Source organism: Actinomycetota bacterium, assembly GCA_035697485.1.
In the GTDB taxonomy this organism is placed as follows: domain Bacteria; phylum Actinomycetota; class UBA4738; order UBA4738; family HRBIN12; genus JAOUEA01.
In genome coordinates, this window is the sequence record DASSCU010000063.1 from 140,367 (window position 1) to 161,462 (window position 21,096).

At 70.0% G+C, this 21,096-nt stretch carries 19 protein-coding genes; 8 read left to right on the forward strand and 11 right to left on the reverse strand.

The annotated features are described in order from the left end of the window. Positions 1–4: 4 nt before the first annotated feature. The 3 genes from VFI59_16470 to VFI59_16480 are packed head-to-tail and all read right to left on the reverse strand — an operon-like array spanning position 5 to position 1,181. Complete coding sequence (locus VFI59_16470; protein HET6715290.1) at positions 5–172, reverse strand: hypothetical protein; 168 nt, start codon at positions 170–172, stop codon at positions 5–7. Further along, on the reverse strand, positions 169–615 hold the full coding sequence (locus VFI59_16475; protein HET6715291.1) for a CoA-binding protein: 447 nt from the start codon (positions 613–615) through the stop codon (positions 169–171). The genes VFI59_16470 and VFI59_16475 overlap by 4 nt, the downstream gene beginning before the upstream one ends. Continuing rightward, positions 600–1,181 (reverse strand): CoA pyrophosphatase, encoded by a 582-nt coding sequence (locus tag VFI59_16480; protein HET6715292.1) that lies wholly within the window; start codon positions 1,179–1,181, stop codon positions 600–602. Before VFI59_16480 ends, VFI59_16475 begins: the two co-directional genes overlap by 16 nt. An 8-nt stretch (positions 1,182–1,189) precedes the next feature. Between VFI59_16480 and VFI59_16485 the strand changes: the two genes are divergently transcribed. Next, positions 1,190–2,377 (forward strand): M20 family metallopeptidase, encoded by a 1,188-nt coding sequence (locus VFI59_16485; GenBank protein ID HET6715293.1) that lies wholly within the window; start codon positions 1,190–1,192, stop codon positions 2,375–2,377. Between the two features lie 58 nt (positions 2,378–2,435). Then, positions 2,436–2,786, forward strand: coding sequence for an iron-sulfur cluster assembly accessory protein (locus tag VFI59_16490; GenBank protein ID HET6715294.1), 351 nt, complete (start codon positions 2,436–2,438; stop codon positions 2,784–2,786). Between the two features lie 40 nt (positions 2,787–2,826). Here VFI59_16490 and VFI59_16495 read toward each other — a convergent pair whose 3' ends face one another. Beyond that, positions 2,827–3,219 carry a cupredoxin domain-containing protein gene (locus VFI59_16495; GenBank protein HET6715295.1) on the reverse strand — a complete coding sequence of 131 codons (393 nt, stop codon included), beginning with the start codon at positions 3,217–3,219 and terminating at the stop codon, positions 2,827–2,829. Positions 3,220–3,345: 126 nt separating this feature from the next. Between VFI59_16495 and VFI59_16500 the strand changes: the two genes are divergently transcribed. Both VFI59_16500 and VFI59_16505 read left to right on the forward strand, forming a co-directional pair. Next, the gene (locus VFI59_16500) at positions 3,346–4,476 is read left to right on the forward strand and encodes a Coenzyme F420 hydrogenase/dehydrogenase, beta subunit C-terminal domain (GenBank protein HET6715296.1); all 1,131 of its coding nucleotides are present in this window, start codon (positions 3,346–3,348) and stop codon (positions 4,474–4,476) included. A 116-nt stretch (positions 4,477–4,592) separates the two neighbouring features. Next, positions 4,593–7,520 (forward strand): PAS domain-containing protein, encoded by a 2,928-nt coding sequence (locus VFI59_16505; protein ID HET6715297.1) that lies wholly within the window; start codon positions 4,593–4,595, stop codon positions 7,518–7,520. 22 nt (positions 7,521–7,542) lie between these two features. Here the strand turns inward: VFI59_16505 and VFI59_16510 are convergent, their stop codons facing one another. Together VFI59_16510 and fdxA are read right to left on the reverse strand one after the other, a co-directional pair. Beyond that, positions 7,543–9,630, reverse strand: coding sequence for a hypothetical protein (locus VFI59_16510; protein ID HET6715298.1), 2,088 nt, complete (start codon positions 9,628–9,630; stop codon positions 7,543–7,545). Positions 9,631–9,778: 148 nt separating this feature from the next. Continuing rightward, positions 9,779–10,105, reverse strand: coding sequence for a ferredoxin (fdxA, locus tag VFI59_16515; GenBank protein HET6715299.1), 327 nt, complete (start codon positions 10,103–10,105; stop codon positions 9,779–9,781). Positions 10,106–10,468: 363 nt separating this feature from the next. Between fdxA and VFI59_16520 the strand changes: the two genes are divergently transcribed. Beyond that, a complete protein-coding gene (locus VFI59_16520; GenBank protein ID HET6715300.1) occupies positions 10,469–11,119 on the forward strand; it encodes an alpha/beta fold hydrolase in 651 nt (216 codons plus the stop codon). On the opposite strand, the gene VFI59_16525 is transcribed toward VFI59_16520, so the two are convergent. The 4 genes from VFI59_16525 to VFI59_16540 form a co-directional block, all read right to left on the reverse strand. Continuing rightward, positions 11,111–11,281 (reverse strand): hypothetical protein, encoded by a 171-nt coding sequence (locus VFI59_16525; protein HET6715301.1) that lies wholly within the window; start codon positions 11,279–11,281, stop codon positions 11,111–11,113. The two genes, VFI59_16520 and VFI59_16525, sit on opposite strands and share 9 nt — an antisense overlap. Positions 11,282–11,292: 11 nt before the next feature. Further along, complete coding sequence (locus VFI59_16530; protein HET6715302.1) at positions 11,293–12,723, reverse strand: aldehyde dehydrogenase family protein; 1,431 nt, start codon at positions 12,721–12,723, stop codon at positions 11,293–11,295. Between the two features lie 96 nt (positions 12,724–12,819). Beyond that, positions 12,820–14,259 (reverse strand): aminobutyraldehyde dehydrogenase, encoded by a 1,440-nt coding sequence (locus tag VFI59_16535; GenBank protein HET6715303.1) that lies wholly within the window; start codon positions 14,257–14,259, stop codon positions 12,820–12,822. A 147-nt stretch (positions 14,260–14,406) separates the two neighbouring features. Then, a complete protein-coding gene (locus VFI59_16540) occupies positions 14,407–15,963 on the reverse strand; it encodes a PucR family transcriptional regulator ligand-binding domain-containing protein (GenBank protein HET6715304.1) in 1,557 nt (518 codons plus the stop codon). A gap of 145 nt (positions 15,964–16,108) precedes the next feature. Between VFI59_16540 and gabT the strand changes: the two genes are divergently transcribed. The 3 genes from gabT (at position 16,109) to VFI59_16555 (ending at position 20,325) form a co-directional block, all read left to right on the forward strand. Next, complete coding sequence (gabT, locus tag VFI59_16545; GenBank protein HET6715305.1) at positions 16,109–17,449, forward strand: 4-aminobutyrate--2-oxoglutarate transaminase; 1,341 nt, start codon at positions 16,109–16,111, stop codon at positions 17,447–17,449. Positions 17,450–17,485: 36 nt separating this feature from the next. Further along, positions 17,486–18,784 carry an MFS transporter gene (locus VFI59_16550; GenBank protein HET6715306.1) on the forward strand — a complete coding sequence of 433 codons (1,299 nt, stop codon included), beginning with the start codon at positions 17,486–17,488 and terminating at the stop codon, positions 18,782–18,784. 65 nt (positions 18,785–18,849) lie between these two features. Further along, positions 18,850–20,325, forward strand: coding sequence for a trehalose-6-phosphate synthase (locus VFI59_16555; protein ID HET6715307.1), 1,476 nt, complete (start codon positions 18,850–18,852; stop codon positions 20,323–20,325). Positions 20,326–20,366: 41 nt separating this feature from the next. On the opposite strand, the gene otsB is transcribed toward VFI59_16555, so the two are convergent. Further along, entirely contained in the window at positions 20,367–21,095 is a 729-nt protein-coding gene (gene otsB, locus VFI59_16560) for a trehalose-phosphatase (GenBank protein ID HET6715308.1), read from the reverse strand. Between the last annotated feature and the right edge of the window lies 1 nt (position 21,096).

Below are 21,096 nucleotides of genomic sequence, written 5' to 3' on the forward strand. Positions count from 1 at the left end.
GCGGTCAGGCGGGCTTCGGCCGCTTCATGTAGGCGACCGTGGAGAGCGCCCCCGAAGGCGTCGGCTGCGCCACGACCGAGACCAGTTCCCAGCCGTCGCTGCCGAACGTGTTCAGGATCTCGCCCGGGTTGTGCTCGAGCAGCGGCGCGACGAAGTACTCCCACGCGGTCATGCGGTCCCCTCCCTTTGCAGTCGTTGATCGGTGCGCCTGATGCACACGCCCATGATCACCTCGAGGCCCGCCTCGGTCGCGATGCGGTACGCCTCCTCGTTCACGATGCCGTCCTGCAGCCACAGCACCTTCGCACCGATCGCCACGGCATCGCGCGCGATCGGCGGCGTGTCCTCCGCGCGCCGGAATACGTCCACCACGTCGATCGCCAGGTCCTCAGGGATGTCCCGCAACGACGGATAGGCCGGTTCGCCCAGAACCTCGGTCTCTCGCGGATTCACGGGCACGATGCGGTAACCACGCTGTTGCAAGTAGGCGGCGACGTCGAGCGACGGGCGGCCGGGCCTCGACGAGAGCCCCACCACGGCGATCGTGCGGGCCTCCCCCAGCAGGATGCGAAGCTCTCGATCCTCTGGAGCCACCGCGTTCACGGCATCGGCCATGTCGTCTCCTTCCTGATCGTCTCGAGCAACGTGTGGAGCATCCATCCGGTCGCTCCCCACACGGTGTGTCCCTCGATCTCGTAGGCGAACCCTCGCCAGGTGCGCCCGTCCGGGCGGTCGTAGCTCACCGTCCGCTCGGCCGACGCCAGGCGTTCGATGCCGAACACCAGCACCTCGTCGATCTCAGCTTCGTTCACCGTGAACGCCGGCGTGCGGTCGAGCACGCCGACGAACGGCACCACGAGGATGCCGCTCACGAACGTGTGCACGGGAGGCAGAGCGCCGAGCAGGTGGAGCAGCGCCGGCTCGAGCCCGATCTCCTCGTGCGCCTCGCGCAGCGCAGTCTCGGCGAGTGTCTCACCTGGGTCCTGCAACCCCCCCGGGAACGAGATCTCCCCGGCGTGGCGCGAGAGCGCGGCCGCCCGCACCGTGAAGACCAGGGACGGCGCCGGCTCGAGGACGATCGGGGCGAGCACCGCGGCGAGACGGTCGCCGGTCCCGGGCAACGGCGACGGCTCGTCGTCGAGCGACGCGGCGAGCGACGCGAGCGCGTCGGCGTGTAGCATCGCGCGCCATGGTAGAGGAGGCCGTGCTCGACGCCGCCGCGGCCGCCGTCGATCCCGACGAGGTGCTCGCCTATACCCGGGCGCTGATCGCCGCGAAGAGCGAGAACCCCGGCGGCACTGAGGATCTGGCGGCGGCCGTCGCGAGCGACATCCTCATGGAGCTCGGGGCGACGCCCGAGATCGTCCGCTCGGATGCCGGGCGACCGAGCGTGGTGGCCTCGCTGGGCACCGAGACCGGCTACCGCCTCGCGTGGAACGGCCACCTCGACGTCGTGCCTGCCGGTTCCCTCGACACGTGGCGACACGACCCGTGGGCCGGCGAGGTCTGCGACGACGGGCGCCTCGTCGGGCGCGGCGCCGCGGACATGAAGGGCTCGATCGGGGCCGCGCTCGCCGCCGCATCGGCGCTGCGCCGGGCCGCCACGCCCCTCACGGGTTCGCTCGTCTTCCACCTGGCGGCCGATGAGGAGCTCGCCGGCGTGCACGGCACGAAGGTGCTCTGGGAACGCGGCCTGCTGGTCCAGGACGCGGCGATCGTGGGCGAGCCGAGCGAGCTGCAGGTCGGGATCGCCGAGCGCGGGGGCGCCTGGTTCACGGCGACGGCCTTCGGGAGGGCTGCCCACGGCTCCCAGCCCCACCAGGGCGTGAACGCGATCACCTCGATGGCGCGCTTCCTGCTGCGGCTGTCCGACGCGCTCCCCGACCTCGAACATCCCCTCGTGGGCCGGCCCACGGTGAACGCCGCCCTGATCGCCGGCGGCAGCGCCCCCAACGTCGTCCCGGACCGATGCGAGGTCGATATCGACCGCCGCACCGTGCCGGGCGAGTCCGATCCCGACGCCGTGCGCACGCCGTTCCTGGCGCTCGTCGCGTCACTGCGCGCCGAGCACCCCGAGGTCGAGATCGAAGTCGAGCTCCGGGAATGGACCGACGCGGCCGAAGCGTCGTCCGACACCGACATCGCTCGGATCGCGGTCGAGGCCGTCCGGGCGACGACGGGCACCGCGCCCGAGCTGGTCGGGTTTACCGGCATCACCGATGCACGCTTCTACATCAACCAAGCCTCCATCCCCACGGTGATCTGCGGACCGGGATCCCTCACGGTGGCCCACGCCGCCGACGAGTGGGTGCCGGTCCACGAGCTCGTGGCCGGGGCGCGGGCGTACGCACGCATGTTCGCGGCGTCGCTCGCGTAGTCGCTCCGCGTTCCTCCGCCGCCTTCGCGTTCGCCGTTTCCCGGCGTATCCTTGGGGGATGGACATCATCGCCACCACGCCCCTGATCACGATCACGGACGCCGCGGCGGCGAGGGCGCGCGCGTTGGCCGAGCGTGACGGCCGCCCCCAGGCTGCCTTGCGCATCCGCGTGACCGCGGGTGGGTGTTCGGGCTTCAGCTACGAGCTGACCCTCGACGATGCGCCCGCCGAGGGCGACCACGTGGTGGAGGGTCCCGGCGGCTTCCGGGTCCTGATCGACCCGGCCAGCGCCCCGATCGTCTCCGGCTCGACCCTCGAGTTCAACGACTCGCTCCTCGGCGGCGGGCTCAAGATGGTGAACCCGCAGGCCAAGCATGAGTGCGCCTGTGGTGAATCCTTCAGCGTCTGACCGGTAGCGTCCGGCTGCCCCTGGTCGCCTGACCGCACCGTCACGCCACTTGCAGCGTACCCGTCATCGACGGATGGATCTCGCAGTGGAATCCCACCGAGGAAGAGAGGTCCACGGTGACCGTCACCTTCTCCCCCGCCGCCACCGGCTGGTTCACGGTGTCGTCGTCGAGCGTGAACGTGTGGTCGGTCGAGTCGGCGTTCGTGATCGCGATATCGGTCGATCCCGCGGCCACCGTGATCGTGGTGGGCTCGAACGTGAGGTCCACGATGTTGACCGCGGCCGACCCGGGCGCGAGGTCTCCCACCTCGGCGTCCGTCTCCGACGTCTCCGAGCCTCCGCCGTCCGAGTCGCCCGAACACGCCCCGACCGCGAGGATCAGCAGGAGGATCGTCGCGAACGATGTCGCTGATCGGACCGTGGTCGGTCTCATCGTTCCCCCTTCTTGCCCGGATGCCCCGATCGATCGGAGTCGCGACGGCCTCCCGAGCCTATCCCAGTCCCAACGGCTCTGCGAACGGCGACGGTCCGGGCGACATCGTGGGCTATGCTGCGGGCGATGCCGGCGCCGACCGACAAGACCCAGTGGAAGCATCTCTACGACGAGGTGGTGACCACCGGGTTGTGCACCGGCTGCACCGCGTGCATCGTCGCCTGTCCGTTCAACGTGCTGGGCTACGAGGACTACGAGCCCGTGCAGCTGCAGGACGAAGGCCCCGACCGTTGCTCTCACGGCGACAAGGGCTGCTCGCTGTGCACCCTCGCGTGCCCGAGGTTCCGCGACTGGGAAGCCGAGATCGATACCACGCTGTTCGGCATGGCGCGCAGCCCCGACGAGGTGATCGGCAAGCACCGCGAGATCGTGCTCGCCCGCGCCACAGCTCCTGAGGTGTTGATGAGCGGCCAGGACGGCGGGGTCGTCTCGTCGCTCTTGATCTGGGGGCTCGCCACCGGTCAGATCGACGGAGCATGCACGTCGAAGCTCTCCGACGACCGGGCGTGGGACGCCGAACCCACGGTCGTCACCGACGCCCAGGGTGTGCTCGACACGGCGGGCTCTCGCTACACCTACTCGGCGAACCCCCTGGCTCTCCTGCAGGCGGCCGAGATGGGACTGTCGAAGGTCGCCCTCGTCGGCATGAGCTGCCAGGCCAGCGTGACCGGGTCGATGGAGGCGCGACGCGTGAACAAGTGGCGCAGGAAGATCGCCTGGACGTTCGGCCTGCTGTGCTCGAAGACGTTCACCTACGACGGGCTCATGGTGGACATCGCCCAGCACGAGCTGGGGCTCGACCTCGATCGCCTCGCCCGGGTGAACGTGAAGGGCAAGCTGCTCTTCTACACCGACGACGGTGACGAGCAGGCCTACTCGCTGAAGGAGGCCCACCGGTACACGCGTCCGGGGTGCCTGCGCTGCCCCGACTTCGCAGCGGAGCATGCCGACATCTCGTTCGGCGGTCTCGGGCAGTCCGAGGGGTGGACGCTCACGATCGTGCGGACCGATCGCGGTGCGGACATCTGGCAACGCGCCCTCGCGGACGAGGTCGTCGAGGCCCGGCCGGCCTCCGAGGACCCGAAGGCGGTCGAGCTGATGTTCAAGCTCGCGGCGAAGTCGCGAGCCAGGTGGCCGGAACCCGGCGAGATGCCTTCCGCAGGAACCACACCTGGCCTCATGCCAGATCCCGCCTGACCGCTCGCGCCGCCTACACCCCGGCCACCATCGGCCGATACACGAGACGTGACCCTTCGGGGTCCTGTCCGCGTGCGCCCGCACCGCGGACCGGGGTACGAGAGGAGGCGACAGGGGTGGACACAGTCCGCACGGCCGAGTCCGTGCGCCACGACGCCGTGCTCGAGGCGGTGGCCCATGCAGCCGAGCGCCTCCTGCTCGCCGCCGACTGGCGGGAGGCCGCCGACGAGGTGCTCGATCGCATGGGACGCGCCGCGGGGGCGTCACGAGCGTTCGTGATCGAGAACCGCACCGACGAGACGGGTCGGGCACTCGGCACGATGCGACACGAGTGGTGCGGCCCGGGTGTGCCGCCGCGAGCCGGCCCCGCCTTCGCGGGGACTCCGTGGGACGGTGGGTTCGCGCGGTGGGCGACGATGCTCGCGCGAGGAGAGCCCGTGGTGAGCCACATCGCAGAGCTGCCCGAGACCGAGCGACCCGTCTTCGTCCGACACGGCGTCGTGTCGATCGCCGAGCATCCGATCTTCGCCGGTGACCGGTGGTGGGGCACGATCGGGTTCGACGACTGCGAGCGCGAGCGTCGGTGGAGCTCCGAGCTCGAGGCGCTGCGTGCCGCGGCCACGCTGATCGGCGCCGCGGTGTCCCGCCAACAGGTCGAGGACGACCGTCGGGTCGCGGAGCAGCGGTGGCGACAAGTGATCGAGCACATCCCGGCCGTCACCTACGTCGACGCGGTGGTCGCGCCCGGCGACGTCCGCATGGAGTTCGTCAGCCCACAGGTCCGGGCGATCCTGGGCTACGAGCCCGAGCGGTTCCTCGCCGACCCCGCATTCTGGTTCACGCTGATCCATCCCGACGACCTGGCGAGGCTCGAGGCGTCGGGGGTGCTCGAGTCCGCCGACGTCTCGACGTTCGACGAGGTGTACCGCATGCGGACCGCGGACGGCTCATACCGATGGATCCACGACACGTCGACCCCGGTCCTGCGTGACGACGGGCAGCTCGATCACTTCCTCGGCTTCATGATGGACATCACGGAACGCATGCAAGCCCAGGAAGACGTGCGTCAGGCCGAGGAGCGCTACCGCCTGCTCGTGGAGCGCACACCCGCGATCACCTACACCGAGTCGATCGTCGAGCTCTACGAGCCGACGTCCGTCAGCAGCTACCTGAGCCCACAGATCGAGGCGGTCCTCGGGTACCCCCCGGCGGCATGGGGAGCCCCCGGGTTCTGGCTCGAGGTGATCCATCCCGACGATCGCGACCGCGTGATGGCCGAGAGCGTGCGGACGAACGGCTCCCTCGAGCCGTACCAGCAGGAGTACCGGATGATCGCGGTCGACGGCCGCGAGGTGTGGATCCACGACGAGTCGGTGGTCGTGCGCGACGCGCTCGGCGGTCCCCTCTACTGGCAGGGCGTGATGCTCGACGTCACCGAGCGCAAGCACGCCGAGGAACAGCTCCGCCAGGCCGAGCAGCGACACCGCGCGCTGATCGAGCACATCCCGGCCGTCGTGTACCGCGAATCGCCGGAAGGTGATCCGGCGAAGTTCTACATCAGCCCCCAGGTGGTTGACCTGTTCGGCTACACGCCCGAGCTCTGGACCTGGACCCCCGACTTCTGGCGGGATCGGATCCACGCCGACGACCGGGCGCTCGTGCACGAGGTCGACGACCGCTCCAACGAGACGAAGGAGCCCTACACGCTCGACTACCGCTTCCGGCACGCCGACGGCCGATGGATCTGGGTGCACGACGAGGCCACGTTCGTGCCCGACCCCGACGACGAGGGCTTCTGGCAGGGGTTCCTGGTCGACATCACCGAGCGCAAGGAGGCGGAGGAGCGGCTCCGCGAGGCCGAGCTGAAATTCCGAACGATCGTCGAGCAGAACCAGGCGATCTTCTACACCCAGGAGATCGATCCCGACGACCCGACGGTCTCGCTCACCACGTACATCGCGCCCGGCAACACGGACCTGATCGGCTACACGCTCGAGGACATCCGAGCCGATCCCACACTCTGGCGATCGATCATCCACCCGGACGATCGCGACCGCGTGCTCTCTGCAGATGCCGAGAGCAACACCACGGGGGACGACCACTTCTCGATGGAGTACCGGATGATCGCGAAGGACGGGCGGATCGTGTGGGTCCAGGACGAGGCCCGCCTGGTGGAACTACCCGGCAAGACGCCCTACTGGCAAGGGTTCCTGCTCGACGTGACGGAACGGAAGGAATCCCAGGCACAGCTGGAGCGGGCGCTCGCCGTCGAGCGCGAGGCGAGCCAGCGGCTCCGCTCGCTCGACGAGATGAAGAACACGTTCCTGCAAGCAGTCTCGCACGACCTCCGGACACCGCTCGCCGCGATCCTCGGCCTCGCGATCACGCTCGAGCGCGGCGACATGCAGCTCGACGAAGCCGACTCTCGCGACCTCGCCGGTCGCATCGCCGCCAACGCCCGACGGCTCGAACGCCTCGTCACGAACCTGCTCGACATGGATCGGCTCGCCCGCGGCATCGTCGCCCCCCAGCTCGAGGAGACCGACGTGGACGCGCTCGTCGGCCGCGTCGTCGAGGAATCCGAGCTCGTGCCCCGCGATCGCCTCATCGTCGAACTGGAGCCTGTGCGGCAGCCGGTCGACGCGGCCAAGGTGGAGCGCATCGTGGAGAACCTGCTCGCCAACGCCGCGCGCCATGCTCCCGCCACGGCCACCGTTTGGGTTCGGGTCCAGGCGCACCCCGGCGGGGTCCGGATCGCGGTCGAAGACGACGGTTCGGGCGTGCCCGAGGGCCTGCAGGACACGGTGTTCGAAGCATTCCGGCAGGGACCCGACGCGCCCCGTCACTCCCCCGGCGTCGGTGTCGGGCTCACGCTCGTACGCCGCTTCGCCGAGCTGCAGGGGGGTCGGGCGTGGGTGCAGGAGCGCGACGGCGGCGGGGCATCGTTCCGGGTCTTCTTGCCGGCCGACCCCGAGGCGGCCGGCGACGCAACCGAGCCGAGCGACGCCGACACCGACCCGTTCGCGACGCCCCCGCCCCGCTGATCGTTCGAGCGTCGCGGACGGCTCAGACGCCCGCGCTGAACGCGAGGTCGGCTACGTCGATCACACCCTTGTTCGTGCGATCGAACCGGATCTCGATCGCCCGGACGTCTGCGAGATCGAGGGCGTCGAAGCCTGCCAGCGGGAAGCGCAGCTGCTGCAGGATCACGTGCCCGGAGAACCGACGGAGTCCCGACGGGAAGCGGAGCGCCTCGTTCCCGACCTCGGCGGCCGCCACCGAGACCTCATCGCCGTTGCCGTCGATGAGGGACACGGAAAGGTCCTGATACGAAACTCCCGCGTTGGCCCGATAACCGGGGTTCACGGTGGCCCTGAACTGCAAGGCGTCGAACGCTCGCACGTCGACCCCCGCGCCGAGGTCGAACCGCGCCACACCGTCGCGGCCCGACCAGCCGAACACACCACGCGAGAGCCCGGGCAGGTGGGCATCGGTGAACGATAGATCGCCCGGCACGCACGGGATCTCGAAGGTGTTCGCGCACCACGCGAGCAGCGACAGGCTCGATGCGACCACGGCCTCCCCCGTCTCGGTGCGAGCGATCGAGCGCTCGCGGGTGAAGCGGTCGACGTCGAGGCGGCGTCCGGGCTGGTCGGGCGCCAGGTAGGACACGAGCGCGCGGGTGGGGTTCACGCCGACCGGTGTGCTCTCTCCGGTCCATTCCGGGTCCAGGCCGGTCTCGCCGCCGAGGTACCGGCGGAAGTACGACACGATGTACGCAGCCCCGATGCGTCGCTGCTGCGCCGGCGTGAGTTTGCCTTCGCATCGCCCGAACGTATCGTCGAACGAGCCCGGATAGCCGGACGACGGGGTCCAGACGGTGTTGAAGTAGTTGTGGTTCGCCCCGTACAGCGTGAGGGAGTGCTTCGGCTCAGGGTCGCCCGCCACCCGGTAGCGCGCGTCGTCGAAGAGGTGCACCCCCTGCAGATCGAAGACGTCGCCGTCGCAGTACGGCAGCACGACCGCCAGCGGGGCGCGATTCACGGTCTCACGGGTGAAGTCGACCGGCGCGATCGGCAGGATCGCGTCGATACCGAACGGATCGGCGCGTTCCCGGTCGACGATCACGTGCCACACCACACCCTCGCCGCCGCGGGAGTGACCCATCGTGCCGATCGTGGTCATGTCGACCTGTCCCACGAACCGGTCGTCGAACGGTTCGCCGCCGGTCGTCGACCACGTCTGCCACAGGTCGAGGTGCTCCTCGAGCAACTCGCCGCGCTGGCGCATGCCCGAGTCCTCCAGCCGATTGCCGAACACGTTGACCCCGTTGGCGCTGACCGAGACCACGACGTAGCCGTAGCTCGCGAGGCGGGAGGCCGCGTAGTCGTACCCCTCGTGGTTCGGGAGCGGCTTCCAGCCTTCCCGGCAGGGCCAGCGGTATCCGGCGCGAGCCCCCCGGTAGCACGACGAGTGGTTCCCGTGCATGAACAGCACGATCGGATACGGCCCGTCGGGCAACCCCTTCGGAAAGTGCACGTCGGCCCTGACCTCGACCTTGGCGCCGAGCTCGGTCGGCTGGAACGCCCGGTCGCCGAAGTCGTACTCGCGTCGCGCCACGTCGTAGGGCCCGGGCGACGGGAGGGGTCGCGGTCGCCGATGAGACGGCGCCTCGATCGCCGATGTCGGCGACTCAGAGGCCGGGCGGCCGCCATAGGTGAGCGCGAGCGCCCCCGACGCGACGGCCCCATCGTCGGTGAGCGCCACGACCGAGCGCTGGTTCGGCGAGGGCACGGCGGTCGCGAGGGGGACGCCGTCGAGGGTCAGCACGTACTGGAGGGCTCGCGGCGCGTACCGGCCGGCGAACCGCACCCGGTAGACACGAGCCGGGGTCCCGGGGGCCCGCATGGCCGGAGGGACGTCGACCTCCTCCACGGTGAAGTCGTCCCCCGATCGCACCACGGCACCAGGGCGACGCAGTACGGCGCGGGCGACCTCGGGTGCGACCGCCGGAGCGAGCGTCGATCCGGCGCCGGCCACGGTCGAGGGCTCCTCGGCCGTGGCCCCGATCGGCGCCCACACCGCCAGCACGGTGATCACGATCGCGATCGGTGCCGCATACATGAACGCCGGCAGGCGTCTCCGTCGATCCATCACCATCCGCCTCCGGGTCGTCCAGGACATCCTGTCATGTGGGAAACGTTCCGACTCCAGGGTCGAGGCGCGTCATCCCAGGTGGCACACGCTGAAGGGCCCCGGGCGAAGCCCAGGGCCCTGCGAGGTCGTGCTCACCACCCGGACGCTAGATCGCCTGCCATCCGGCCACGACGGGGTGGTCGACGGCTGCCGGTCCGACCTGGGCCGCTCCACCGGGCGATCCGAGGCCGCTCACGTCGTCGTTGAAGAACTCAGCGTTGATCGGCGTGAACTGCTTCCACTCGCCGGGCACGTCGTCCTCGTAGAAGATCGCCGTGACGGGGCAGGCGGGCTCGCACGCGCCGCAGTCCACGCACTCGTCGGGTTGGATGTAGAGCATGCGCGGGCCTTCGTAGATGCAGTCGACCGGGCACTCATCGACGCACGCTCGGTCCTTCACGTCGATGCAGGGTTCCGCGATCGTGTAGGTCATGGCATAAACCTCTTTTCCACGGTGTCGACCTTGCAAACCCAGTGTACGCCCCCGGACCGCCGCTGCAACTCACCCAGCGGGGCGAGATTCCGGAAGGTGTGCCACCGCGCCTGACCGTCCGCGCCGTGGGGCACCGGGTACGCCACGGGCAGATCGCACCCCGGCCGCCGGTAGCGTGGAGCCGAGCTCGGGCGTGGGATGCGTCGCAGGTCAGACACACCCGTGCGAGCAAGGGCTTCACGGCCTCGAGTCAGATCCGGCCCCTCCCGACCCGGCGGCGGCCGCGGCGGCGGATCCCACGCCCATCGCCTCGCCGGTTGTCGCGACGCGTCCACGACTGCCATCGTCGCAGAGGTGGAACCGGTGACGTTCTCGACCGACGACGGTCTTCGCATCGAGGGTGAGCTCCGACGCCCGGACCATGCCCCGAAGGGGTCGGCGATCCTCTGCCATCCGCATCCCGAGCACGGCGGCAGCAAGGACCACCCGATCCTGTGGGCCCTGCGGAACGAGCTCGCCGGGGCCCGTGGCTTCGTCGTGCTGTTGTTCAACTTCCGTGGGGTGATGGGCTCGGGCGGCACGTACGGCGGTGGCCGCGAGGAGATCCGCGACGCACGCGCGGCGATCGGGCGGGTACGCGAGGACGCGCCCGACCTGCCGACGGTCGCCTGCGGCTGGTCGTTCGGGGCGAGCGTCGCGCTTCGCGAGGCGCTCGACGACAGCCGGGTGGCCGCCCTGGCGCTCCTCGGCATGCCGCTGCGCCCCGACGACCTGGCGCTGCCCCCGATCCCGCATCCCTCGGAGCTTCGCGCCCTGAAGCGTCCGGTGCTCGTGCTCGCCGGCGACGACGACACGCACTGCCCACCCGAGGACGCCCGTAGGTTCACGGCCGGCCTGCCCGAGGGCCGTCTCCACGTCGTCGAGGGCGCCGATCACTACCTGTGGCGACGCGAGCGCGAGGCTGCGGCGGTCGTCGGTGCGTTCGTCGACGACGTGCTCGCCGCGTCAGCCTGACGGTGCCCCGCCGCCGGGCTCCTCGCCCGACCGCCCAACCCCGCCGGCTCCGTCCCCCTCGTCGGGGCGAAATGTGCGACGCCACGACAGGATCAGTCGCCGCACGACGAAGATGCCGAACGCCACCACCGCGGCGGCAACGGCGTAGCTGACGAGCTCCACGCGGTCGCGCCCTAGAGCGGCACGTGCGAGAGCACCATGATGCGCGGCTCGGTCATCTCCTCCATCGCGAAGCGCAATCCCTCACGCCCGAACCCGGATTCCTTCGAGCCGCCGTAAGGCATCTGGTCGGCCCGGAACGCGCTCACGTCGTTCACGATCACGCCGCCGACCTCGAGGGTGCGGTGCGCGTCGAAGGCGCGGTTGATGTCGTTCGTGAACACGCCGGCCTGCAGCCCGTACTTCGAGTCGTTGACCTCGGCGAGTGCCTCCTCGAAGGTCTGGTACGGCGTGATCGTGCAGACGGGGCCGAACACCTCCTCGCAGCGCACCTTCATCTGCGGCGTGGTCTGCGAGATAAGGGTCGGCTCGAAGAACGGCCCGTCGGCCTTCCCGCCTGTGAGCACCTCCGCCCCCTGCGCCTCAGCCTCGGCGACCCACTCAGCGATGCGGTCGACCTCGCTGCGGGTGATCACCGGGCCGACATCGACCGTCTCGTCCATCGGGTCGCCGACCTTCAGCTGCTCGACCTGCTTGGTGAGCCGCGCCGCGAAGTCCTCGTACACCTCGCTCGCGACGAGCACCCGCTGCACGCTGATGCAACTCTGGCCGGCCTGGTAGTAGCCGCCGAACGCGATCCGCTGGGCCGCGAGGTCGAGGTCGGCGTCGGAGTGCACGATCACCCCGGCGTTGCCACCGAGCTCGAGGGTGACCTTCTTCTTCGGGTCCAGGCCCTTCAGGTACCAGCCGATGCCGGCCGATCCCGTGAACGAGATCTTGCGGAACCGGTCGTCGCGCGCCATCGCGTCGGCGACCTTCGAGCTGACCGGCAACACCTGGTACATGCCCTTGGGCAGGTCGGTCTCGTCGAAGAACTCCGCCAGGCGCAGGGCCCCGAGCGGGGTCGCGCTCGCGGGCTTGACGACGATCGGCGCCCCCACCGCGAGCGCGGGCGCCACCTTGTGCGCGACCAGGTTCAGCGGGAAGTTGAACGGCGTGATGCCGAGCACCGGTCCGATCGGGAACCGTCGCAGGATGCCGAACCGCGAGCCGAACGCCGCCTCGGTATCGAGCCGCATCGCCTCGTCCTGCCCGTGCCGGAGCGTCTCAGAGGCCCATCGGAACGTCGAGACGGCCCGCGCGGCCTCCACGCGCGCCCACTTCAGCGGCTTGCCGCCCTCGCGCGCGATCAGCTCGGCGTTCTCTTCCTGCGTCTCGGCGAGCCGTCGCGAGATGTGGTCGAGCGCGCTCGAACGCGCAGCCACCGACAGTTTCGGCGAGTCCTCGAACGTCGCGGCGGCGGTCGCGACGGCTTCCTCGACGTCGGCATCGGTCGGCACTCCGAGCAGGGCGACCACCTCGTCGTCGAACGGGTTGCGGACCTCGAAGGTGCCGTCGCCGCTTCGCCACTCGCCGTTCACCAGGAACGGCCTGATCTCGGCCATCAGGGGTGTCACCTCTTCCTCGTCAGGCAGCGGACGGGGCGCCCCGGCGGACGTCCCGATCGCCGCTCATCTGCTCCGCGCTCGAGGTCGCCGCTCTCAGTCGAGCGACCACATCACGTGCTTGATCTGCGTGTAGTCCTCGAGCGAGTACATCGACATGTCCTTGCCGTACCCGCTCTCTTTGTAACCGCCGTGGGGCATCTCGGGAGAGATCATGAAGTGTGTGTTCACCCACACGGCTCCGAATTGCAGCCTGCGGGCGACGCGCGCAGCCCGCGCCGCATCCTTGGTCCAGACCGACGAGGCCAGACCGTAGACGACGTCGTTCGCCCATTGGACGGCTTGATCCTCGTCGCTGAACCGCTGCACGGTCACGACCGGGCCGAAGACCTCCTTCTGGATGATCTCGGCCTTCTGGTCCACGTCGGCCACGACGGTGGCCTTGTAGTAGGCGCCCGGGCCGTCGATCGGCTCGCCGCCGGTCATGACCTTGGCCCCGGTCTCCTGGGCCCGCTCCACGAAGCCGGCAACGCTCTCACGCTGCCCCGTGGAGACGAGCGGCCCCATCTCGACCGTCTCGTCGTAGATGTCTCCGACCTTGATGGACTCCACCGCGGGGACCAGCTCGGCCAGCAGGTCCTCGTAGATCCCGGATCCGGCGACGACGCGGGTCGACGCCGTGCAGTCCTGACCGGTGTTCGTGTAGCCGGCAAACTTGAGCGTCTCGACCACCTTCTCGATGTCGGCATCGTCGAACACGACGACCGGCGCCTTCCCGCCGAGCTCGAGATGGACGCGCTTGACCGTCTCCGCCGCGGTCGCCTGGATGATCTTGCCGGTCGATATGTCGCCGGTCACCGAAACGAGACGGACATCGGGATGGCGAACGAGCTGGTCGCCGACCTCCGATCCGTGGCCGGTGACGACGTTGATCACTCCCGGCGGGAAGATGTCGGCGGCGAGTTCTGCCAGCCGCAACGTCGTGCGAGGCGTGAGCTCCGCCGGCTTGAGGATGGTCGTGTTCCCGGCCGCGAGCGCGGGGCCGATCTTCCATGCTGCCATCATCAGTGGGTAGTTCCATGGGCAGATCCCGACCGTTACCCCGAGGGGCTCCCTGCGGATCATGCTCGTGAACCCTCGTTCATACTCTCCGGTGGACTTCCCTTCCTGCACCCGGGCCGCGCCCGCGAAGAACCGCAGGTTGTCGGTGATGAACGGGATGTCTGCCGCCGAGACGGAGATCGGCTTGCCGACGTCCTCAGCCTCGAGGCGGGTCAGGTTGTCCGCGTCGTCGTCGAGCGCGTCGGCGAGTTTCAACATCATCGCGGAGCGTTCCTTCGGAGGTGTGTCGAACCAGACCTCCTCGTACGCCTTCCGCGCCGCGGCGACCGCCTTGTCGGCGTCATCGCGTGTTCCGATCTGAACGGTGGCGACGGACTCACCCGTCGCAGGATTGACGTCGGGTTCGGTCTCGCCGCTCGAGGAGTCCACCCACTCCCCACCGATGAACATCTTCCAGGTCTTCTCCTCACCCATGTTCCCCCTCCTCGCTCGGGAGCGAACCTTCGGCTGAACCAACGCTCAGGCGGTCAGTATGCATCGCCCGTACGCGAACGGACCACCCGACGCAACGGCCGCACGCCACCCCGGCGTTGGACGCCGTGGACAAGTCGTGACCGGTCGTCATCCGTCGATCTGCGCCGCTTGCAGATCGCGAGCCCGCAGGGCGAGCCAGAACTCCATACGGTCGAAGCTGCTCGAGAGGTCGCGACCGGTGAGCTCCTCGACCTTGCGCATGCGGTAGCGCAGCGTGTGCCGGTGCACGAACAGCTGCGCCGCGGCCGTCTCCCAGCGCGCGTTGTGCTGCAGGAAGGCCTGGAGCGACTCGAGCAGCTCGCCACCGTGGTCGCGGTCGTAGGCGTCCAGTGGGTCGAGCATCGAATCGGCGAACGCTCGGAGCGCATCGGGATCGGCCATCGACAGCAGCAAGCGGTACGTCCCGAGGTCGGCGAAGCCCGCGTGCGGCCAGCCCTCGAGCCTGCACACCTGCAGCGCGTACCGAGCCTCCCGCAGGGAGCGCGCGACGTCGGTGGGATCGACCGGGGAACCGGCGCCGACCCGCAGCCCCCCGCCGAACCGTTCCACGATCGAGGCCGTGATCTCCGCGAGGTCGGGGGCCGGATCGGCGGGCAGCAGCAGATGCACCCCCGCGTCATGCGAGGAGGCGAGGAACCCGCCCCCCACGCGGGACCGATCGTCGGTGACGGCGTCGGCGAGCGTGCCGGGTTCCGGGTCGCCGTCGACGGCCTCGAGAGACAGCACGATCACCCGGGCGTGCTTGTCGAACCCGAACCGGGCGAGGCCACGGACCGCCTCGCCCGTCGAGAGCGAGCCGCGCGCGAGCTCGTCGAAGAAATCGCCCTGCAAACGGCGTTGCGCGTCGGCCACCGCGCGCGACTTCGCGAGCTCGATCGCGAAGAGGCTGAGCGCGTGCCCGGCCACGATGCGATCGAGCTGGCTCGGCTGCTCCGGCTTGCCGACGGCCAGGAATGCCTCGACCCGGCCGCGGGCGCCCACGGGCTGGACCCAGATGTGGTGCCCGCGATCGACGAGGGTGACACTGAACGAGGTCCCGTCGGGCCGCCGGGTCCGCAGCTCCTCCCAGACCCGCTCGGCGCGCAGGCTCGCGGCGCGCCCGGTGCTGGCGATCGGCAGCCCGTGCAGGTCGAGCAGCAAGGCCCACCCCTTCGTGACGTCGGCGAGCGACCGCGCGATCCCTTCGGTGCCTGAGCCCTCCATCACTGCCCGGGTGAGCACGTGTTCGGCGTCGACGGCACGTTGCAGGGTGTCGTACTGCTCGGCGACGATCCTCGTGAAGATCGCCTCGGTGATCGCGATGAACGGCACCGGGTACGGCACCTCGAACAAGGGGAAGCCGACCTGGCTCGCGGCCGTGATCAAGGAACGCGGCGTCTTGTCGTGGGTGAAACCGAGGCCGAAGCCGAGCCCGGTCAGTCCCGCGTCGGCCAGCCGCTTCACGTACGCCCGCTGCTTCGCCGGAGTCGTCCCGATGCCGAGCCCCGTCGTGAGGATCAGCTCGCCGCCCTTGAGCCAAGGCGTGGGGTCCTCAAGCTCGGAGACGTGCACCCACCGGATCGGCCGGTCGATGTCCTCCTCGCCGGCCAGCAGGCGCAGCGGCATGCCCGGGATCGCGACGATGTCCCTCACGGCCACTGCCATGCGCCGATTGTACGGACCGTACAGCGAGGAAGGCCATGCATCGCCCCCGGCCCACAACGAGATGGACGGTTCGTACAAACGCGGTGCCCGTTCATAGCGCCGCGGGTGCCTGACAGGGCCTCCTGCGGCTCCGACACTCCTTAGCATGGACATCCCTCAGGAACGCAAGCTCGTCACCGAGATCCCGGGGCCCAAGTCGAACGAGTGGTTCGCGCGCCGGCGCGGGTCCGTCGCGGCCGGCGTCGCGAACATCCACCCGATCGTCACCGCGCGCGCCAGCGGCGCGATCGTCGAGGACGTCGACGGGAACCGCCTGATCGACTTCGCGACCGGCATCGCGGTGCTGAACGTGGGGCACGCCGCGCCGGACGTGGTCGCCGCGATCACGCGGCAGGCCGAGCTCGACACCCACACCTGCTTCCACGTGACCGCGAACGAGCCCTACATCGAGCTGGCGGAGCGGCTGAACGACCTCACCCCTGGCCCGCACGCGAAGCGAACGATGTTCGCGAACTCGGGCGCCGAGGCGGTCGAGAACGCGGTGAAGATCGCCCGCTACCACACGGGGCGCAGCGCCATCGTGACGTTCGACCACGCGTTCCACGGGCGCACGCTGCTGGCGATGAGCCTCACGGCCAAGGTGATGCCCTACAAGCAGGGCATGGGGCCGTTCGCGCCCGAGATCTACCGACTGCCGTTCGCCTACCCCTACCGTTGGCTCGGCCATCCCGACCGCGTCACCGAGGAGGCGCTCGCGTACGCGGTCGACGAGATGCACAAGCACATCGGCGAGGAGAACATCGCGGCGGTGATCATGGAGCCGATCCAGGGTGAGGGCGGCTTCATCGTGCCTTCGCCCGGCTTCGTGAAGGGTGTCGCCGACTTCTGCGCCGGGCATGGCATCGTGTTCATCGCCGACGAGATCCAGTCGGGCATGGGCCGCGCCGGACGGTGGTACGCGATCGAGGACGAGGACGTGGTTCCGGATCTGGTGACCACGGCGAAGTCGATGGGCGGCGGCATGCCGATCAGCGCCGTGACGGGCCGCGCCGAGATCATGGACGCCGTGCACGCCGGTGGGCTCGGAGGCACGTACGGCGGGAACCCGGTCGCCGCCGCGGCCTCGCTCGCGGTTCTCGACATGATCGAGCGCGATGACCTGCTCGCACGGTCCCGCCGGGTGGGTGCCACGATCATGGACCGCTTCGACGGGTTCGCGCAGCGCTACGACGTGGTCGGCGACGTGCGGGGCCGCGGCGCGATGTGTGCGATCGAGCTGGTGGCCGACCGGGGCACCAAGGAACCGCTGAGCGCCGAGACGATGAACACGATCGCTCGCCGGTGCCTCGAGGAGGGCGTGCTCGTGCTGACGGCCGGCACGTACGGGAACGTGGTGCGGCTGCTGCCGCCGATCACGATCGACGACGCGCTGCTCGCCGACGGCCTCGACGTGCTCGACACCGCGCTGGGAGCCGTCACCGCCTAACCGCAGCGTTCCCGGAACGGTTGCTACCGTTGGGGGATGCCCACCGACGACGCACCTGACCGCGACGGTCGGGTGCGTCCGCGTCTGCGCCGCCTGCTCCTCGATCTCACCCCGTTACGCGTGTCCCGCGACTACCGGTTGCTATGGACCGGCTCGTTCGTCTCGGCGCTCGGCTCCCAGTTCGCGAGGGTGGGGTTGTACGTGCAGGTGTTCGCCCTCACGGGATCGCCCGCGGCCGTGGGCCTGCTCGGCCTCTCGGGCCTGGTCGGAAGCGTCGCAGGCACCTTCGTCGGCGGCTCCTTCATCGATGCCCACGACCGGCGATCGGTCATCGTGTGGACGCAGGTCGGCCACGTGGTCGTCGCCGGCGTGCTCGTCGCGACCGCTCTCGTCCCGGAACCACCGATCGCAGTCTTGCACGTCGCCAACGCCCTGACGTGGCTGTTGGCGGCCATCAACATGCCCGCACGACAGGCGTCGGTGCCGCGACTGGTCGGCGACGAGCTGATGCCCCAGGCGGTGGCACTGTCCCAGATGCAGTTCCAGGTGACCGGCATCGTCGGCCCTGCCCTGGCCGGGGTGTTGATCGCCGCCACCGGTCCCGGCTGGGCGTACGCGGTCGATCTCGTGAGCTACGCGGGGATGCTGATCGCGGCCGTAGCGATGAAGCCCCTGCCGCCTCAAGTCAACGAAGACCTTCCCAGCGTGGGCGGCCGGGCGGTGATCGAAGGGTTCCGCTACGTCGTGCATCACCGTCTGATCCAGTCGACGTTCGTGATCGACCTCGTCGCGATGATCTTCGGCATGCCGGCCGCGCTCTTCCCGGTGCTGGCCGTCAGCCAGTTCGACCGTGGCGAGGCGGTGGTCGGACTGCTCTTCGCGGCGCCCGCCGTGGGTGCCCTGGCACAGGTCCTGTTCTCGGGCAGCGTCACGCGCATCCGGCACCAGGGCGAGGCGGTGATCTGGGCAGTGGCCGGGTGGGGGGCGGCGATCGCCGCATTCGGCCTCGTCGGGTCGAACCTGCCGCTCGCCCTGCTCTTCCTCGCGATCGCGGGCGCCGCCGACGTGGTGAGCGCGATCTTCCGGTCGACGATCCTGCAGGTCATGGTCCCGGACCGGTTGCGAGGGCGATTGTGGGGCATCTTCTCGCTGGTGGTGACCGGAGGGCCCAAGCTCGGTGACGTCGAGGCGGGCCTGGTCGCGACCTGGTTCACGCCAACGATCAGCGTCGTGACCGGTGGGCTGGCGTGCATCGCGGGGGCCGGGGTCGTCGCGATCGCCTACCCCGAGCTGCGCCGCTACCGGGCGGACGCGACCCCCTCGGACGCCGCCTGAGGCCCGGTCCTGCCACGCTGATCACGCACCCATCGACCCCGAGCCGTCCGGATACACTGCGGGCGATGTCACGGAGAGGAACCGGCGGCGCGAGTGCGATCGAGTCGCCCATCGTGGTCGCGTCGAACCGCGGGCCCGTGAGCTTCGACCGCGACGACCGGGGCAGGCTGAGCCCGCGCCGTGGCACCGGCGGACTGGTCACGGCGCTCTCCGGCGTCTTCTACCGCGATGACACCGCCTGGGTGTCGGCCGCGATGACCGACGGCGACCGCGCCGTCGCCCTCAAGGGGCGGACCGTCACGTCGGACTCGCACCAGCGCATGCGCTACGTGGTGATCCCGCCGGAGCGCTACGACGGCTACTACAACGAGGTCTCGAACCGCATCCTGTGGATGGTGCACCACAACCTGTGGGACATCCCCCGCTCGCCGATGTTCGACGACGGCACGCAGGACGCGTGGCATGACTTCGTCGATGCGAACCGGGCGTTCGCCGAGGCGCTCGCCCAGGAGGCGGACAACGACCCGGTCTACCTGATCCAGGACTACCACCTCTGCCTCGTGCCGGGCATGCTGCGGGAGCTCGTGCCCGAGGCGAAGATCGTGCACTTCTCCCACACCCCGTTCGCGGGCGCCACCTACCTCAGGGTGTTGCCCGTGACGATGCGCACCGCGCTCCTGCGCGGCATGGCCGGAGCGGACGTGCTCGGCTTCCAGTCGAAGCAGTGGGCCGAGAACTACCTGCTGTCGGCGCGTAGCCTGCCCGAGCTCCGCGTGCTGCGAGGGGGGCGCCTCGACATCGACGGGCGCACGGGCGCCGTGCGTTCGTTCCCGGTGGCGGTCAGCGCCGAGCCGCTGCGCGAGACCGCGAACCGTCCCGAGGCCGACGAGGTGCGAGTCGAGCTCCGCGAGTGGGCGGGCGACGCCAAGATCATCCTGCGGGTCGACCGGCTCGAGCCGTCGAAGAACATCCTCAGGGGTTTCCTCGCGTACGAGCTCTTCCTGCGCCGCAACCCGTCATGGGTCGGATCGGTGCGGTTCCTCTGCTTGTTCAGCCCCTCGCGCGAGGACGTGCCGGAGTACCAGAACTACGGGGAGGAGTGCCTGGCCGAGGCCGACCGGATCAACGCCGAGTTCGGCACGAAGACGTGGAAGCCGATCGACGTGCGGGTGCAGGAGGACTACGCCTTCGCCGTGGCCGCGTACGACCTCTACGACGTGCTCTTCGTGAACCCCACCTACGACGGCATGAACCTCGTGGCGATGGAGGGTCCGCTCGTGAACCGCCGCGACGGCGTGCTGGTGCTCTCACGCAACGCGGGGGCGTTCAGTCGCCTCGGCCGTCAATCGCTCGGGGTGAACCCGTTCGACCTCGCCGAGACGGCTGAGACGATCCGTGAAGCGCTCGAGATGCCCGACGAGGAACGAGCGAGGCGAGCCCGCGGCCTCTCGCGCACGGTGCAGGCCCACACGCCGGCCAACTGGCTCGCCGACCAGCTCGAGGCGGTCGACCAGGTCAGGCCGCCCCGACGCCGGCGTTGACGCCGGGCGCCGCCGACCGCCCTCGTCCGGTCGAGGATCGGTCACAGGCCTCGCAGCAACGTGACGAGGCCCGCCGGACCGTCGACGACGACGTCGGCCGCGTCGCTCAACGCCCCGGGGGTCTCGCGCCCGTGCACGGCGACCTTCACCGTGCGCACTCCCCGCTCGGCGAGCCGGTCGAGCGCCTCGAACGCCCGTAGGTCGGCCACGTCGTCGCCCGCGTAAAGCACGGCGTCGAGCCGCTCCTCTTCGACGATGCGCTCGACCGCGCCCTCCTTCAGCGGGCGCCCGGCGGGGACGAGCTCGATCACCATCTTGCCGGGGAGCAGCGCGAGACCCGCCGCCTCGGCGACCGGCGCGAGGCCGGTCGCGAGCGCCCCCTGGGCCGAGGCTGCATCCTCGGCGGCGCGGTAATGCACCGCGACCGACCCTCCCTTGGGTTCGACCCGCGCACCCTGCACGCCGTCCGCCACGCTCCGCACCTCGTCGAGCACGTCGCTCGAGAGGGGCGTCGCCTCCTCGGCCAGGCCGTAGAGCGCCGCGAGTCGGACCCCATCGACCCCGACGAGCTGGCGGAGCTGGTCGCCCGTGCGACCCGAGACGATGGCGACGACCGCGTACCGGCCGACCAGCCGGGCGATCGCGTCGCGCGCTCCGTCACGGATGCGCGCGAGCTCGGGCTTGGCCACGATCGGGCTCAGCGTGCCGTCGAAATCGAGTAGCACGCCCGCACGGCCTTCCCAGGCTCGGAACGACGCGAGACGATCCATC